The sequence below is a fragment of the Acidobacteriota bacterium genome (genome assembly GCA_016208495.1).
Lineage (GTDB): Bacteria > Acidobacteriota > Blastocatellia > Chloracidobacteriales > Chloracidobacteriaceae > JACQXX01.
In genome coordinates, this window is the sequence record JACQXX010000083.1 from 24,325 (window position 1) to 39,576 (window position 15,252).

Annotated in this window: 13 protein-coding genes; 8 read left to right on the forward strand and 5 right to left on the reverse strand. The window is 51.7% G+C overall.

Annotation, left to right across the window (positions count from 1 at the left end):
• The first annotated feature begins 100 nt into the window (after positions 1-100).
• Together HY774_16710 and cydB are read left to right on the forward strand one after the other, a co-directional pair.
• Positions 101-1,471 (forward strand): cytochrome ubiquinol oxidase subunit I, encoded by a 1,371-nt coding sequence (locus tag HY774_16710; protein MBI4750129.1) that lies wholly within the window; start codon positions 101-103, stop codon positions 1,469-1,471.
• Complete coding sequence (cydB, locus tag HY774_16715; GenBank protein ID MBI4750130.1) at positions 1,471-2,517, forward strand: cytochrome d ubiquinol oxidase subunit II; 1,047 nt, start codon at positions 1,471-1,473, stop codon at positions 2,515-2,517. The genes HY774_16710 and cydB overlap by 1 nt, the downstream gene beginning before the upstream one ends.
• A gap of 381 nt (positions 2,518-2,898) precedes the next feature.
• Here cydB and HY774_16720 read toward each other — a convergent pair whose 3' ends face one another.
• Positions 2,899-3,780 (reverse strand): DUF445 family protein, encoded by an 882-nt coding sequence (locus HY774_16720; GenBank protein MBI4750131.1) that lies wholly within the window; start codon positions 3,778-3,780, stop codon positions 2,899-2,901.
• A gap of 54 nt (positions 3,781-3,834) precedes the next feature.
• On the reverse strand, positions 3,835-5,016 hold the full coding sequence (locus HY774_16725; protein ID MBI4750132.1) for an HRDC domain-containing protein: 1,182 nt from the start codon (positions 5,014-5,016) through the stop codon (positions 3,835-3,837).
• Between the two features lie 236 nt (positions 5,017-5,252).
• Between HY774_16725 and HY774_16730 the strand changes: the two genes are divergently transcribed.
• Entirely contained in the window at positions 5,253-5,561 is a 309-nt protein-coding gene (locus tag HY774_16730) for a hypothetical protein (protein MBI4750133.1), read from the forward strand.
• Positions 5,562-5,824: 263 nt separating this feature from the next.
• On the opposite strand, the gene HY774_16735 is transcribed toward HY774_16730, so the two are convergent.
• The 3 genes from HY774_16735 to HY774_16745 form a co-directional block, all read right to left on the reverse strand.
• A complete protein-coding gene (locus tag HY774_16735; protein ID MBI4750134.1) occupies positions 5,825-6,616 on the reverse strand; it encodes a thiazole synthase in 792 nt (263 codons plus the stop codon).
• A 68-nt stretch (positions 6,617-6,684) separates the two neighbouring features.
• On the reverse strand, positions 6,685-6,891 hold the full coding sequence (gene thiS, locus HY774_16740) for a sulfur carrier protein ThiS (GenBank protein ID MBI4750135.1): 207 nt from the start codon (positions 6,889-6,891) through the stop codon (positions 6,685-6,687).
• 22 nt (positions 6,892-6,913) lie between these two features.
• On the reverse strand, positions 6,914-8,197 hold the full coding sequence (locus tag HY774_16745) for a hypothetical protein (GenBank protein MBI4750136.1): 1,284 nt from the start codon (positions 8,195-8,197) through the stop codon (positions 6,914-6,916).
• 302 nt (positions 8,198-8,499) lie between these two features.
• Here HY774_16745 and HY774_16750 point away from each other — a divergent pair, with 302 nt between their 5' ends.
• The 5 genes from HY774_16750 to HY774_16770 all read left to right on the forward strand — a co-directional run bounded on the left by HY774_16750 (position 8,500) and on the right by HY774_16770 (position 15,242).
• A complete protein-coding gene (locus HY774_16750) occupies positions 8,500-9,873 on the forward strand; it encodes a DUF1800 domain-containing protein (GenBank protein MBI4750137.1) in 1,374 nt (457 codons plus the stop codon).
• Positions 9,874-9,894: 21 nt separating this feature from the next.
• The gene (locus HY774_16755; GenBank protein MBI4750138.1) at positions 9,895-11,160 is read left to right on the forward strand and encodes a DUF1501 domain-containing protein; all 1,266 of its coding nucleotides are present in this window, start codon (positions 9,895-9,897) and stop codon (positions 11,158-11,160) included.
• Between the two features lie 74 nt (positions 11,161-11,234).
• Positions 11,235-12,407 (forward strand): hypothetical protein, encoded by a 1,173-nt coding sequence (locus tag HY774_16760; GenBank protein ID MBI4750139.1) that lies wholly within the window; start codon positions 11,235-11,237, stop codon positions 12,405-12,407.
• Between the two features lie 253 nt (positions 12,408-12,660).
• A complete protein-coding gene (locus tag HY774_16765) occupies positions 12,661-14,010 on the forward strand; it encodes a dicarboxylate/amino acid:cation symporter (protein ID MBI4750140.1) in 1,350 nt (449 codons plus the stop codon).
• Positions 14,011-14,195: 185 nt separating this feature from the next.
• On the forward strand, positions 14,196-15,242 hold the full coding sequence (locus HY774_16770) for an alpha/beta hydrolase (GenBank protein ID MBI4750141.1): 1,047 nt from the start codon (positions 14,196-14,198) through the stop codon (positions 15,240-15,242).
• Positions 15,243-15,252 lie beyond the last annotated feature (10 nt).

Genomic DNA, 15,252 nt, shown 5'->3' on the forward strand with positions numbered 1-15,252 from the left:
TGATCCGGTTGTCCTTCCTACTATTTACGGCCCTGGCTCTTGTTGCCGGATGGGAAACGTCGTTACGTCCCGTTGTTGGGAAGAAAGCGCATTTCCTGGTATGGACGACGCCCTGGCCATCAACCGATGGCAATTTACCTTTACCATTACCTTTCATTACCTGTTTCCTCAACTGACGATGGGGCTGGCGCTGCTAATTGTCATGCTCAAAAGCCTGGCGGTGTGGAAAAACGACGACCGTTTCAACCGGGCCGCGCAGTTTTGGGGAAAAGTCTTTGGAATCAGCTTTTTCTTTGGCGTGATTACCGGCATTCCCATGGAATTCCAGTTTGGCACCAACTGGGCACGGTTTGCCCGCTTTGCCGGAGGTGTCATCGGCCAGACACTGGCCATGGAAGGCGTATTTGCCTTTTTCCTGGAATCCTCATTTCTGGGGCTGTTTCTGTTTGGCGAAAAACGACTTGGCCGGTGGGGGCACTGGCTGGCGTCGGTGCTGGTTTTTCTGGGTTCGTGGCTGTCGGGCTATTTCATCATCGTGACCAATGCCTGGATGCAGCATCCGGTCGGGTACATTGTCGCCAGCGATGGATCGGTTCACCTCTCCAGTTTTTGGGCCCTCCTGTTAAACCCCTGGGCCATCTGGCAATACCTGCACAATATGAATGGTTCGGTGGTCACCGCCTCGCTTGTCATGACATCAGTGGGTGCCTATTACCTGTTATCACGTGAACAAGTCGAGTACGGTCAAATGTTTCTGAAACTGGGCGTCATCACCGCCTGTATCGCCAGTTTTTTGCAGGCCATGCCAACCGGAGATATGCAGGCTAAACTGGTCGCCCGCCATCAGCCAGCCGCATTTGCCGCCATGGAAGGGTTGTTCAAAACCGAGCAGGGCGCCGCCATGGTGATCATCGGCCAACCGGATGTTGAAAACCAACGGTTGGACAACCCCATCATGATTCCCAATATGCTCAGTTTTTTGACCTATCAGCGATGGGGAGCGGAAGTGAAAGGACTCGAAGCCTTCCCACGTGAAGAATGGCCCGACCATATTCCTCTGCTCTACTACAGCTATCACATCATGATTGGGCTGGGCACCATCTTTATTGGGATTACCAGCATCGCTGTATTCCTACTCTGGCGGGGATGGCTTTTCCAGTCCCGGTGGATGCTCTGGATTTTAATGCTCAGTTTTCCATTTCCCTTCATCGCCAACACCGCCGGATGGGTCACCGCCGAAGTCGGACGGCAACCCTGGCTGGTGTATGGATTGCTGCGCACCAGTCAAGGCACGTCTCCACTTGTGTCAGCCGGCAATGGACTCTTTACCTTGCTCGGGTTTATGGGGATGTACACGATCCTGGCAATCTTATTTTTGTTTTTGATGTGGCGTGAAATTGACCACGGGCCGAAAGCGCTCGAATCAACTCATGATCAGAGCCAACCAGAACAGGAAGGGGGGAAAGCCTGATGCAACCGGTGTGGTTTGTGCTTGTGGCATTGATGCTCACAGTGTATGTGGTACTGGATGGGTTTGACCTCGGCGCCGGAATCATCCACCTCCTGGTCGGAAAAACCGACCGCGAACGCCGGACTGTCCTCCGCTCAATCGGGCCGGTCTGGGATGGAAACGAAGTGTGGCTGCTGGCGACGGGAGGAACACTTTATTGCATGTTTCCAGTTCTGTATGCCGCCAGCTTTAGTGGATTTTACCTGCCCTTGATGATGGTTTTGTGGTTGTTAATGCTGCGCGGGATGGGGATTGAACTCCGTGGTCATATCGAGAACCCAATGTGGCATTCGTTCTGGGATGTAGTGTTTGCCGCATCAAGTGCTCTGTTAGCCATCTTTCTGGGAGCAGCACTTGGAAATGTCATCCGTGGCGTACCACTGAACGCAGAAGGGTATTTCTTTGAACCATTGTGGACCAATTTCCAACCGGGTCCACATCCCGGCATTCTCGACTGGTACACAGTGCTGGCTGGTCTGGTAGCACTCGTTGCTCTGACCACACACGGTGCGGCCTATGTTGCCGCCAAAACCCTTGAGACAGTGAATGAACGGGCCCGTCAGGCTGGCTTGCTCTCAAGCCGAATACTTATTTTGTTGACACCAATCAGCTTAGCGGCCACGCTCGTGGTACGACCCGCCATGCTCGATAATTACCGGGCACACTGGTGGGGGCTGGTCTTTCCACTGCTGGTTGTGGGCGGGCTCATCGGACTGGAATTCTTTTGGAGGACCGGAAAAGATGGAATGGTATTCCTGTCTTCGACAACTTATCTGGTGGGAATGCTTGGGGGTGCCGCCTTTGGACTCTTTCCGACAGTGCTACCCGCCAGTACTGATACAACGCACAGCCTGACAATTTACAACGCTTCAACTGGCGAATATGGCCTCAGTATCGGATTAACCTGGTGGTGTGTCGGAATGCTCCTTGCCACGGGGTACTTTACCTATCTCTACCGTTCATTTCAGGGCAAGGTTTTGGTTGAAGACTCGCAGGCTCAGGGCTGAAAACCAGGGCTAAGGGACTGTAAAAATACAACTTCCCGTTTTTATCGAAAGTCACCCGGAGAGATCGAATTTCAGAACAGGAAACCACGAAATACACGAAAAACACGAAAAAGAAATCCAAAGACTTCAATGGGGTCTGAGCTTTTGTCAGGGAAAGTGCCACCGAACTCAAAAGAAAATGGCTTCGACCCAAATGAAAATCGGGAAGTAATAGCCGTGGTGCGAAGCCCACGGTCACGGCCAGGACGCGCCCAATCCCGATAAAAGCATTGTTCAATTTTCTTTTTAGGGCTGAAGAAGACGGCTGAAGAAGCTTGACTGATTCGAAAGCGTTGATTTCTAACCACTAACCACTAACCACTCTTTAGTTTCTTCATTCCATCAGGGCCAACGACTGGCAATCACCAGAAATCCCTGTACCAGTCCAATCACAAACCCAACCACTGCCCCAAATCGAATAATCATCCGGAGTTCGCGACCAGCCGCCTGGTACACCAGGTCTTCGATCATTTCATCCGAGAACGCCATCAGTTGCTCTTTTAAAATCCGCTCCATATCCAATCGCTGGCTCAGTGTGATGACAAACCGATCAACCGCCGATAGATCCGGTGTTGCAATCGGAGTTCCATCCGGTTCATCCTGAGCCTCGCGAGTTGGAAAAATCTGATGACCCGCAGCGGCAATCGCTTCCAGCAAAGCGGCCCGCGAAAGCGGGTTTTGACTGATTTCGCTGGCTAAATCCCGAAGCGATGCAGCCAAAACTTTGCGCACCAATCCAGCTTCAACCAGAATTTTCGCCACGGTTTGCCCAAGTAATCCATATTTTTCGTCAATGGCGGCAATCACTCCGCGAGCGACAGACACATCCAGCCGTTCGGCTACGTGGCGATTATTGCCGGAATCCTCAATGACCTGAACCAGTCGTTCAGCAATATCGTGCAAAAAGGCATCGCTTCCGGTTTGTTCGGCATACTGCCTGGCGGATACCACTTCCATTTCCCGCCGGATACCCATCCGAAATAATTCATCGGCAATTGTTTCAACCGTCAAGACACGTTCAGCAATCACCTGGGCAAATGTGGTCAAGAAACGTTCGCGTTCGGCAGGGATCATGCCTGGAGTAAAGGGCAGTTGAATTCCCCACACCAGGATTGCTTTCCGCGGTCGAAAGACCATTCGGACGGCGAGCCAGGCTCCAAAAAAACCGTGGAGCGTGGCAATCACTAACTGGAAAAGCGCTGCCCAAATGACTGTGTCGGCCATAAACCTTTTATGCCTGATTCTTCGCTCTTGGTTTCGAAAATCCGGAACCCGGTTCTATACTTCGGGAAGTTCAAGCATTGCGAGGCTGCCTGGGTTTCGGCGATCTACGCGAATTCCAACTTTGCCCCGCAAAATATCAACCAGTAAGTTACCGACCACGGCAGCACGCCATCCTCGCAGCAAATTCAGGTCAGGGAGGGGGGATTGCGGATCCTGGGTGGCGGCCCAGTTGGCCAGCCGAACTAACTCGTCACGGGTGCTGACCAGTGCCGGAGCCAGTTCCAACCGGGTGGCCTGTGCGCGGACCACGGCACCGAGCAGTGAAGCAATCGTGTCGGCATCGGCATCATTTTCACGTGGTTGAAATGGCTCGGGTAATTCTGATTCCGGCAAGGCCAGCCCGCTCCGGATGGCCGCCAAAATTTCCTCCCGTAAACTGGGCGGGAGGTTTGGTTTAAATCCACGAATCTGGCGCAGTTCGGCATCTGTTTTCGGCAGGACATAACACAACTGGCGCATGACATCCTCGCCTAAAATTGTGGTTACCGGACGCGATTCGGCACGCGCGGTGTACTCACGCCACGCAGCCAGTTCACGCAAGACTCCCAGTTCTCGACGGGACAACCCGGCCAGCTTCCCAAAGCGAAGGTACGCCTGTTCCGGAGTCCGGGTCTGAAGGGCCTGTGTCACCATTTCCGCACAGGCTTCAGCGACCCAATCCCACCGTTGCCGCTGCTCGAGTTGCTCAACCAGTAATTGCGATAATGACAACAGATAGCGAACATCATTGAGGGCATAATCAACCTGTTCGCGATTGAGAGGCCGTCGCGTCCAATCGGTGAATTGCTGTCGCTTGCTCAAAAAAACTTTCAAACATCGCGAGACCAGCGCCACATAGCCGACCGATTCCCCAAACCCAAGAAATGCCGCTGCAATCTGGGTATCAAACACCCCAACCGGCGTGATGCCCGTCTCACGTTGCAAAATGGCGATATCCTGGGTGCCGGCATGGAATATTTTTTGAACCTCAGGTGAGGCCAGAATCGGTCCCAGCGGGGCAATATTGACTCGAAATGGATCAACCGCCACGATTTTGCTCGGCGTGGCAATTTGCACCAGACAAAGCTGCGGGACATAACGGCCCTCGCCCTGAAACTCCAGATCAATTCCAATCTGGGGCGATTCGGCAGCTTCATTGCAAAAGGTAGTAAAGGCACGATCTGAATCTATCCACATTCTTCCGTCACACTTTCTATCGTGGAAATTGGGGTCCGAAGACCCATGGGTCTACTTTTTATTGGCAATCGCCTGCCCATCAAAGACAATTTTGATCAGTTCTTTGATCAGAAATGAAATCTGAAAGCCCCTAAGCGGCGTCGAGACTTCCTGAAATTCCACTCGTCATCACTGAGGTTCACAGGTACAATCCCGACTGATCCCAGCATGTCACTCCTCTTGGCGAGAAGCTTCCCATGGCCAGTGCGCAAGACTTTGAATCAATCCCCTGTACCTGTTGCGGTAAACCACTGATGCTCGGTTCACTTTACTACAATGTCAGCCTCCGCGTCGAAGCCGCCTTTGATGGATATTTAAACGTTGATGAGGTGTTGGGCGATGGTGAGTCAAGCCAGTCGCAAATGAACAAGATGCTCAATTTGATCCAACATTCCTCCGCCGAAACCCTGCAACGTGAAGTCAGTCAGGTTGTGACCGCTCAACTCTGTGTCATGTGCAAAAATGCACTCCTGGGATTGGTTTTTGGCCATCTTCCTTCTGTGTAGTGTGAGCCAATTCTGAGCAAGTAGCGAATCCTGAGTGAGTAGTGAGTGGCGAGTAGCCAGTAGCCAGTAGTCAATCCAAAAAAGGTGAAAGAGTACTAACATTTTCGACTAAATCCCTCATATTAGCCGATATTTAAACAATTCAATCAAATAAACTTAGTGAACCATTAACTGCTGACTGGCCTAAGACACAAAAGCCCGCCACCAATGGTTTTTTCAAACCAGAGAGAGCAGGCTTTTAGGGTGTTTTTGAGGAATCCCCCTTAGCGGACCAACCCGTCAAGAGGGCTGCTGGCACTGGCATAGAGGCGTCGAGGCATGCGTCCGGCCAGGTAGGCAAGTCGCCCAGCTTCAATGCCCAGCTTCATTGCTTCAGCCATTTTGACTGGATCTTGGGCCGTGGCAACCGCCGTGTTTAATAAAACACCGTCCATGCCCAGTTCCATTGCCAGCGCCACATCTGAAGCCGTTCCGACACCGGCATCCACAATAATTGGCACCGTCGTGATCAATTCGCGCAAAATGCGCATGGTGGTGAGGTTCTGAATGCCCAGTCCGGAACCAATTGGTGCGGCCAGGGGCATAATCGCCACGGCACCGGCATCAATGAGCTTTCGGGCAGTGATCAAATCATCATTAAAATAAGGCAGAACAATAAAGCCCTCTTTGGCCAGAACGCGTGTTGCTTCAACCAGTCCCTCGTTATCGGGGAACAAAGTTTTTTCATCGCCAATGACTTCGAGCTTCACCCAGGGGGTTTGCAAAACTTCGCGCGCCAGTCGAGCCGTTCGGATCGCTTCTTCGGCGGTGTAACACCCGGCTGTATTTGGAAGCAACAGAAACCGATTGGCATCAATGTAATCAAGCAGTGATTCCTGTGAACGGTCGGTTAAGTTCACCCGTCGAACGGCAACGGTGACAACTTCGGCACCAGATCGCACATGAGCGTCGCGCATGATTTCAAAACTGGGATATTTTCCAGTTCCAATCAACAAGCGGGAGCTGAATTCACGTCCCGCAATTACCAGCTTGTCATTTTCCAGAAGTGTACTCATAAAAACTCGATGGAGAGGAAAAACGGAAAAGAATCCCGACTCAGGCCCTTTGCCCTCCGTGGCTACCATCAGGACTCGCCGCCACCGACAAAATGGACGATTTCAACCCGGTCAGCTTCCTGCATGCAGGTCGTGGCCCACAGCGCACGGGGACAGATCGAACCATTTAACTCAATTGCAAGTCGCTCGGGCTTTAAACCGAGATAAACCACTAACTCACTGAGGGAAATGGGGTTGTCAAAGGTGTGAGATTCTCCGTTGAGTGTAACGTGCATGGGGAGGAAGATCGTTGAAAAATCATCGGCGGCGAATCAACTGCTTAATTTCAGCTTCGCCCGCATCGGAAGATGTCTGGACCACAATGGCCGCGCTCCCTGCTGTGAAATTTGGCAGGGTGATCGTGGTCATGGCCATGCCATCGGGGCCAGTCATCATGGAGTGGGTTTGGGGTTTGAACGAAGTACCGAGCACTTTCACAATCACCGGGGCGGCGCCTAACGGGGCTCGGGTTTGGCCGCGGGTGACTTCAACTTGAAGGACCACGGTTTCGCCCGCATAAAACGCGGTGTTTCCAAGCAGACGGACTTCAACCTTTTCTTCTTTTGATTCGGTTTGCAGGTAATCGGAAATAATTCGATCCAGGTCAAATTCCCGAAATGCCTGTGTTTTTCCAAAACTCAGGCTTCCGGTTTCTGGACGCCCACCTGATTCACCCGGACGGATTGGCTGGGGCTGCATTTGGTTTTGGTCCGGAACTGAAAGATCAGTCGTGACCTGCCCTGACGAAATAATCTGATGGAGCAAGGCATCGAGCGACGCAGCCGTGTTTCCTTTCGAGGATTCAGCCGAAACAGGAGGCTCGGAAAGCAACCCGGCAACCAGCGGGGAGAGAACCTGGGTCACCCCCAAGGGCGCTTGCGGCATTGAGGGTGGCGGTGGCGGGAGCTTCCCAGCCGATTCGCTTGATTCGCCGAGCAAAGCTGAGAGTTCCTCGGAAACACCAACCGATGGAGTTGACTCGATGACTGGCTGTGGAGTTGAAGAAAAACTGGAGAGAAGCTGTTCAGCCAGTAATGGCGACAGCATTTGGGTGGTGCCAAGGGGAGGTGCCGCTGGGAGTGATTCAGCGCCCGGAAGCGTGATATCCGGCAGAACCTCAGCCACCGGTTCCGCTTGAACGGGTGAAGGGACTGACCAAACTGGTGCTTCTTGAGCTGGCGGAGGGGGTGAAAAAATGGGTTGCGGCGGCTCAGGAGCGGCAGGCTCACCACCACTGGTCTGAAGCGCGGCCTCACGCTCAGCCTGAACCTCGCGTTCGCGCATCTTCACCAGCTCATCAATTCGCCCACGACTGATGATGGCCAGGATTAACTTATGTTGTTTATCCAACTTCGCCTGTAACTCATCCTGGCTAATTCCCTCAACCAGGTCTCTGGCATAGTTGGTTCGTTTGGCAGCCAGAATATGACCACCAACATAAACCAGAGACAGAAGCAGCGGATTTTCCGGGCCTTTGTCTTCGGTTTGGACGTGATAGACGACACCATTGTATTTGATGTCGGTGTTAATACCGGTAATCATGGACGGTTACCACTAAAACCGAAATCAGGTAGATAGGCTGAGTTAGGATCAATCACGAAGAGAGTTCTGGATGTGCTCCGAAGGTATCGCACCATACCATAGGGGTTGAAAGGGCGTCAACGCTTCGGGATTTGTTGGATTTAGGCAGTTTTCCAAACCATTTCCGTGGTTGGTGCGTCATAGGCTGCGTTCCGTCTTTTCAAAAATTTCGAACATTCATTTTATTCCCCATCGAACTCATTCACCCCACCAGGCTTGTGAAAGCCCTAGAGAATAGTAAGGAAGGGAGACTGCCAAGACCTATGGCACCTGTAGCATGGAATACTTCAAATGCAGCGCATCTGCTTCGCCGGGCAGGGTTTGCCGGCAGCGATGTTGAGATTGCCGACCTGGTCAAACGCGGCCTTGAAGGCAGTGTTGATTACCTGCTCAATTATGAGTTGATTGACAACAGCGCGTTGGAAAAATTTCTGACTGAAAACATCAGGTTTGATGTCGAAGACCCGCGCTCGTTTAACCGCAATGAAATCCGACGTTTTTTCCTGTTGCGCATGGCCTACACCCGCCGGCCACTGGAAGAAAAATTGACTCTTTTCTGGCACGATCATTTTGCCACCGCCTTTTCCAAAGTCGCCGAGTACCCGATGTATCTCCAAAACCTGACCTTGCGCCGGTTTGCGCTGGCCCGGTTTGATGATCTGCTGCTCAATATTTCCCGTGACCCGGCCATGATTTTGTGGCTGGATAACAACACCAATGTTCGTGGCAACCCAAATGAAAACTTTGGGCGTGAGTTAATGGAACTCTTTACCTGTGGCGTCACCGACGTGGTCACGGGTGAATCCAATTACACCGAAGATGATGTCAAAGAGGGGGCTCGGGCGTTTACTGGCTGGACCGTGAAACGGGGCGAGTTTTTTTTCAATGAGAACCAGCACGATTTCGGGGTCAAAACCTTCCGCGGCACCTCAGGGAATTTTAACGGCGAAGACATCATCGCCAATCTGACCCAGGATCGTTCCACTGCTCGTTTTATTGCCCATAAACTCTTTGAATACTTTATTTATCCTGATCCAGGCCCGGCGGTCATCGAACGGTTCGCCGATGTGTATTTTGCCAATGACCACAGTATCAAAGCCCTGCTCCGGGCAATTTTCGTCTCTGACGAATTTTATTCGAACAAGGCCCGGTTTGCGCTGGTGAAAAGCCCGGTGGAATTTGCCATCGGCGCCATCCGTCAATTGAAAGCCACCGGAGGACTTCGCAATGTGGCCGACACTCTCGCGCTTCAAGGACAGGACATTCTGAATCCGCCGGATGTGAGCGGCTGGACCAGTGGGCTGGGCTGGATTGATACATCATCCATGCTCGAACGCTATAACTTTGCCAACGATATGCTCACCAACCGTAACCGTGAAATCACGGTCTTGATTGACCCGAAACTGCTGCTCCCCCCTGCTGACAAACAAAATAAGGCTGATCTGGTTGATCATTTTTTGAATTTGATGGGACCGCTTGAGGTTTCTTCCAAAACCCGGAAAGAACTTCAGAAATACCTCATCCTGGATGATTCCGGCCAAAAAGGAAAATTCAAACTCGACGATGCCACCATTGATAAAAAAGTGCGCGGCCTGCTGCATTTGATTATGAGCCTGCCGGAATATCACCTCAATTAAGGTCACAGGGAGGAACAACCTATGTTTTCAAAACACATCAATCGCAGAAATTTTCTTAAACAAGGGTTTGGCTTTGTGACCGCTGGGGTGGTTCTGCCGCACCTGGGGCTTTCCGGATTTGCCCAAACGCCGTCTTTTGCCCCATCGGATCGGCGGATTCTGGTTGTCATCGAATTTGCCGGTGGCAATGACGGGCTCAACACAGTAATTCCATATACTGACCCGGCTTATCTCAAAGCCCGACCAACCATTGGGTTAACGGACAAAGACGGGATTTTATCAATCAGCGACACCTATGCCCTCCACCCAGAACTGGCTGAACTGAAAACATTTTATGACGCTGGCAATCTGGCGATTATCCAGAGCGTTGGCTATCCAGACTCAACCTTGTCGCATTTCCGCTCACGTGATATCTGGCACACAGCAGATCCGGTCAAGATTTCGGGTGAAGGATGGCTTGGGAAAGCAGCCGAACAACTCTATGGCAGTAATGTCGGCCTCAAAGCCCTGAGCGTCGGCAATGGACTTCCAAAAACGCTGCAAAGCTCAGTGGCCGTGGTCCCAGCCATCGTGAAATTTCCACGTTACGACTACCAAACTGACTCCAAACATGCGGCAGATGGTAAAAACCAGGAGAAAACCTTTACCAATATTTATGGTCAGACACGTACCAAAGGCGCGCTTGATCAATCAATTGCCTCGGTTGGACTTGATGCACTTGAGGGGGCTGATACATTACAGGCAGGCATTGCGCAGTACCAATCCAATGTGGAATATCCGGCGAATAATCCACTCTCCGAAGGATTGAAAATGCTGGCTCAAATCATCACCACAATTCCCGAATCGCAAATCCTCTATGTCACGCTGGGCGGATTTGACAACCACAGCCAGCAAATTGCAGCGGCAGACCAAAAACTAAGCGGCGACCATGCGGCCCTGCTCAAATATTTCTCTGAAGGCGTGGATGCTTTTTATAAGGATCTGGCAGGTCATGGTCTCGCCGAGCAGGTGGTGGTGATGCAATGGTCGGAATTTGGCCGGCGACCAAATGAAAATGGCAGTCTCGGCACCGATCACGGGACCGCCTCTTCCCTCTTTGTCATTGGAAACCCAGTGAAAGGCGGTATTTACGGGATGCATCCCAATCTTACATCACTTGACCGGGCTGGAAATGTGACCTTCGATATTGATTTCCGCTCAGTGTACGGCACCATTCTGGACGGCTGGCTCAATGTGTCTTCCAGCCAGGTGCTGGGCGCGTCGTTTGAAAATATCGGCTTTTTTTGATCAGCGAATAAAAGAGCGAACATGCGAGTCGCACGTTCGCTCTTCGCCCTTTCACTCGGATTCCAAAAGGATGTATGCAGACTCAAATACCTTTTCTCCGAAAGGTCAAACGGTTGATTTTGTTGTGTTTCCTGGCAACGGGCTGGACGGTTGTCGTGGCAGCTTACTCAGGCGGCCCAGATCCGGGGTACACCAGTGCTCCAGGTGATCTTGGCTCCTGTGTCAGTTGCCATGATTCATTTGAACTCAACTCAGGAAGCGGAGTGGTGACCCTGACCGGGGTTCCACAAATGTATCAACCCGGACAGACCTACCCACTGACACTCACGGTCCAACAGGCTGGCCGCCAGCGCTGGGGATTTCAGCTTACAGCGGTGGCATCAACCGGTGAAACCGCAGGCACGTTTGTGGTGACAGACCCCATCAATACCCAGTTGCGAAGCACCACGTTTGATCAAATCACCCGCACCTACATTGAACATACCCAGACTGGGACCTTTGCTGGAACCCCGCGCATGGGACGATGGACTTTTTCCTGGACGGCACCGGCACAAGATCGCGGATCTGTTTCGTTTTACTTCACCGGAAACGCAGCCAACAACGACACCACCAACCAGCAGGACTTTATCTATTCCGGGGCCGAGATTGCGAACTCCCCCTCAACTCAGCTTGCCGTGCGACTGCTGACTCCGAATGGAGGAGAGAGCTTTGAAGCCGGTCAACCAGTTGAGGTGAAATGGGAAACAACCAATTTCTCACAGGCTGAAAGTCACGAGGTTCGACTTTCGACCGATGGAGGGCAAACCTTTCCAAGCCGGATTGCAGCCGCGCTTTCACCAGAAGCACAGGTCTTTCTGTGGACCTCGACCCCAACAATCAACACCAGCACGGCTCGGGTTCGGATCGAAGCCTACCCCAAAGGCGGACTTCCACCTGTTACTGTATCGAGCGCGGCAAATTTTTCAATTGTGACTTCAAATACAGCCGCACTTACCAGCCTCTCACCCACAAACGGCCAGCGTGGGACCAAAGTGGTCCTCAGCCTGCTTGGCCGGGGTTTTGTTTCTGGCGCCCAGGTTTTGCTGGGTGATGGAATCAAAGTCAAAAAAGTAGAACTGATCAGTTCGACTGAACTCCGGGTCACGATCAAAGTCAAGGCCACGGCCATTCCTGGAACCCGAACCGTTGAAGTGAGCCTGCCTGATGGGTCCAAACTCTTCAAGGACGCGGCCTTTACCATTCAATAAGCTTTTTTCTTCCCACATTTGAACCGGCACTCTATCTGTGTCTTATGCAGACAGAGTGCTTTTTTGTTGGTGCTCTCTGGCAAGCAGTGGAGTTTTGCAACTGTTCTCGGGTATTGTTTCTCGCAACACATTTTCTCCCCACCAACCCAACCAAATTTTTGCGAGCATCCACATGTCCATGACCGAAAAACCGATTGAGACTCAGCCAACCTCTGGCGCCCAGCCCTCAGCCTCACCCGATTTTCCTGACTCAATGAATAAAAAACATCATTCGAAAAAGCTTCCGCTTCACACTCGAATTCTGATTGGACTGGCAGTCGGGGCATCGCTGGGAATTGCGGTCAACAGCTTTGCAAACCGGTTGGGCCCTGAGATGTTGCAACGGGTTGATTGGGTCGTGATGAATATCACAGAGCCGGTTGGCGCCTTGTTTTTACGGTTACTCCTCATGATTGTGGTGCCGCTGGTTTTTTCATCGCTGGTGGTTGGCGTTGCCGGCGTAGGCGACATTCGCAAACTTGGGCGAATTGGGCTGAAATCATTTGCCTACACACTTGTGATCTCAGCCATTTCGGTGGTGATTGGCCTGGGACTGGCCAACACGATCAAACCAGGGAAACGCATTTCGCCCGCTACCTCCACCCAGCTTCAGGAAAAATATGGCTCTGACGCCAAAAAACGGGTTGAGGACATGCAAAAAACCGCGGCGAAAGATTCAGCGGCCATGCAGGTTGTTAAAACCATCGTTCCCTCCAACCCGGCTAATGCCATTGCCCTTGAAACTCCAAACATGCTGCACCTGATGTTTTTTGCCCTCGTGGTGGGTGTTGCCATTACACTGATTCCGGCTGAATCAGCCACACCAGTGCTTCAATTCCTTGAAGGAGCGTTTGCGGTAACCTCGAAAATCGTGGAAATGATTATGTATCTGGCGCCCTATGCGGTGGCCTGCCTGCTTTTCACCAATACCGCCCGATTCGGGTTGGAGTTGCTCCAGGCACTGTCCTGGTTTGTGCTGACCGTTTTGCTCGGCCTGAGCTTGCAAATGTTTGGGGTGTATTCGCTTTCGGTGTATTTTTTATCTGGACTCTCCCCGCTGGATTTCTTTCGTCGAATGGAAGTTGTGATTTTAACAGCGTTTTCGACTTCATCTTCAAACGCCACGCTCCCAACGGCACTGCGAATTTCAGAAGAAAATTTAGGTGTTCCACGTGACATCAACACCTTTGTGCTGACCATCGGAGCAACCGCCAATCAAAATGGCACCGCGCTTTATGAAGGTGTTACAGTCCTCTTTCTGGCCCAACTGGCTGGTGTTGACCTCACACTTGGACAACAGTTGCTGGTGGTGTATCTGGCAATTTTGGGCGGAGTTGGCACCGCAGGCGTTCCGTCAGGTTCAATTCCCTTTATTGTTGCGATTCTGGCCATGATTGGGGTGCCACCGACGTTGATTGCGATTATTCTCGGCGTAGACCGCATCCTGGACATGTGCCGAACGACCCTCAATGTCGTTGGCGATATCACGGTGGCAACCTATGTGGCCAGATCTGAAGGCTATGAACTGCTCAAAACGGCACCCGCGAACAATGACCTGTTGTAAAAAACAGGCTTCACAGGTCAGAAGCCATAATCAATCAACCCTGCTGGTAACGAACTGGTACCACACAAGTTAAAATTCAGCATCTTCCCAGCCGGATGCACTTGCTGATTTTCGCATCCGGCTCACAATGAAATCGTGATAAAATAACTGCTTCTTGTTACTTTCGGATCGGAGAGACGCTTATTGTGAAACGACAGAACCTCATTACCGCATTGGTTGGACTTGGATTGGCAGGTGGCTGGGTATGGCGGTATCAACGCCGTCCGCGCGATATTCGGTGGATTGATTATGCCGGTGAAATCCATCATCCGATGGCCAGTAATTTTGCCGTGGTGGATGAAGTGAGACTCCATTTTCAGGAAAAAGGACTGCACAATCCAGACCCCCTGATGCTCCTTCATGGGTTTGGGTCATCCAATTTCACGTGGAAAGATTGTCTCAATCCGTTGGCTGAAGATGGATATCGAGTAATCGCACCAGATCTGAAAGGATTTGGCTTTTCGGAAAAACCAGCGGATGGGCGCTATCATGTTCAGGATCAGGCACAACTGATGATTGGATTGCTTGATCAACTTGAAATTGAGCAGGCAACGCTATGTGGGACTTCGTATGGAGCCGCCGTAGCTCTGGCCTGTGCGTTAATGTGGCCAGGTCGGGTCAAACGGCTGATCTTAATTGATGCGGCTTACAATGATGCTCCGCTCCACCAACCACTTTCGACAGCACATCTTGCCCTGGCCCGAACCTATGGAGTCGCAGAAGCCACAATCCCAATCCTTTTTGGTTCCAAGGTTTTTGTGCGCAATAGCGTCAAGACGATGTTTGCCGATCCATCACTGGTTGATGCGGAACGGACACAAGCCTATTTCCGACCCGTTCAATCAATCAATTGTCAGCAGGCATTTATGACTGGCGCCCGTCAATGGGATCTGAACTGGCTTGAACTGGAATTAAGCGCCATCACTGTCCCAACACTGATCCTTTGGGGTGAGCAAGACCGGATCATCCCGCTTCATCTCGGTGGACAACTGCACCTGGCAATTCCACAGTCTGAGTTTTATGTGCTTCCGAAATGTGGTCACGTTCCACAGGAAGAACGCCCCCTTGAAACTGTTGAACTGATGATCGATTTTTTGCGGCGGACAGATATTCGAACACTTCCTGAAAAATTTCCTGAAGACGGTCCGGTTTCCGCACCACCCCCCGTCGAATATGGTGATTTAGACAGCTAAATACCTCTGA

What these genes read in the sequence shown, in the direction of transcription:
- HY774_16710 (MBI4750129.1), top strand. Translation starts at nt 101, where the DNA reads ATGGACGACGCCCTGGCCATCAACCGATGGCAATTTACCTTTACCATT.
- cydB (MBI4750130.1), top strand. Translation starts at nt 1,471, where the DNA reads ATGCAACCGGTGTGGTTTGTGCTTGTGGCATTGATGCTCACAGTGTAT.
- HY774_16720 (MBI4750131.1), bottom strand. Translation starts at nt 3,780, where the DNA reads ATGGCCGACACAGTCATTTGGGCAGCGCTTTTCCAGTTAGTGATTGCC.
- HY774_16725 (MBI4750132.1), bottom strand. Translation starts at nt 5,016, where the DNA reads ATGTGGATAGATTCAGATCGTGCCTTTACTACCTTTTGCAATGAAGCT.
- HY774_16730 (MBI4750133.1), top strand. Translation starts at nt 5,253, where the DNA reads ATGGCCAGTGCGCAAGACTTTGAATCAATCCCCTGTACCTGTTGCGGT.
- HY774_16735 (MBI4750134.1), bottom strand. Translation starts at nt 6,616, where the DNA reads ATGAGTACACTTCTGGAAAATGACAAGCTGGTAATTGCGGGACGTGAA.
- thiS (MBI4750135.1), bottom strand. Translation starts at nt 6,891, where the DNA reads ATGCACGTTACACTCAACGGAGAATCTCACACCTTTGACAACCCCATT.
- HY774_16745 (MBI4750136.1), bottom strand. Translation starts at nt 8,197, where the DNA reads ATGATTACCGGTATTAACACCGACATCAAATACAATGGTGTCGTCTAT.
- HY774_16750 (MBI4750137.1), top strand. Translation starts at nt 8,500, where the DNA reads ATGGCACCTGTAGCATGGAATACTTCAAATGCAGCGCATCTGCTTCGC.
- HY774_16755 (MBI4750138.1), top strand. Translation starts at nt 9,895, where the DNA reads ATGTTTTCAAAACACATCAATCGCAGAAATTTTCTTAAACAAGGGTTT.
- HY774_16760 (MBI4750139.1), top strand. Translation starts at nt 11,235, where the DNA reads ATGCAGACTCAAATACCTTTTCTCCGAAAGGTCAAACGGTTGATTTTG.
- HY774_16765 (MBI4750140.1), top strand. Translation starts at nt 12,661, where the DNA reads ATGAATAAAAAACATCATTCGAAAAAGCTTCCGCTTCACACTCGAATT.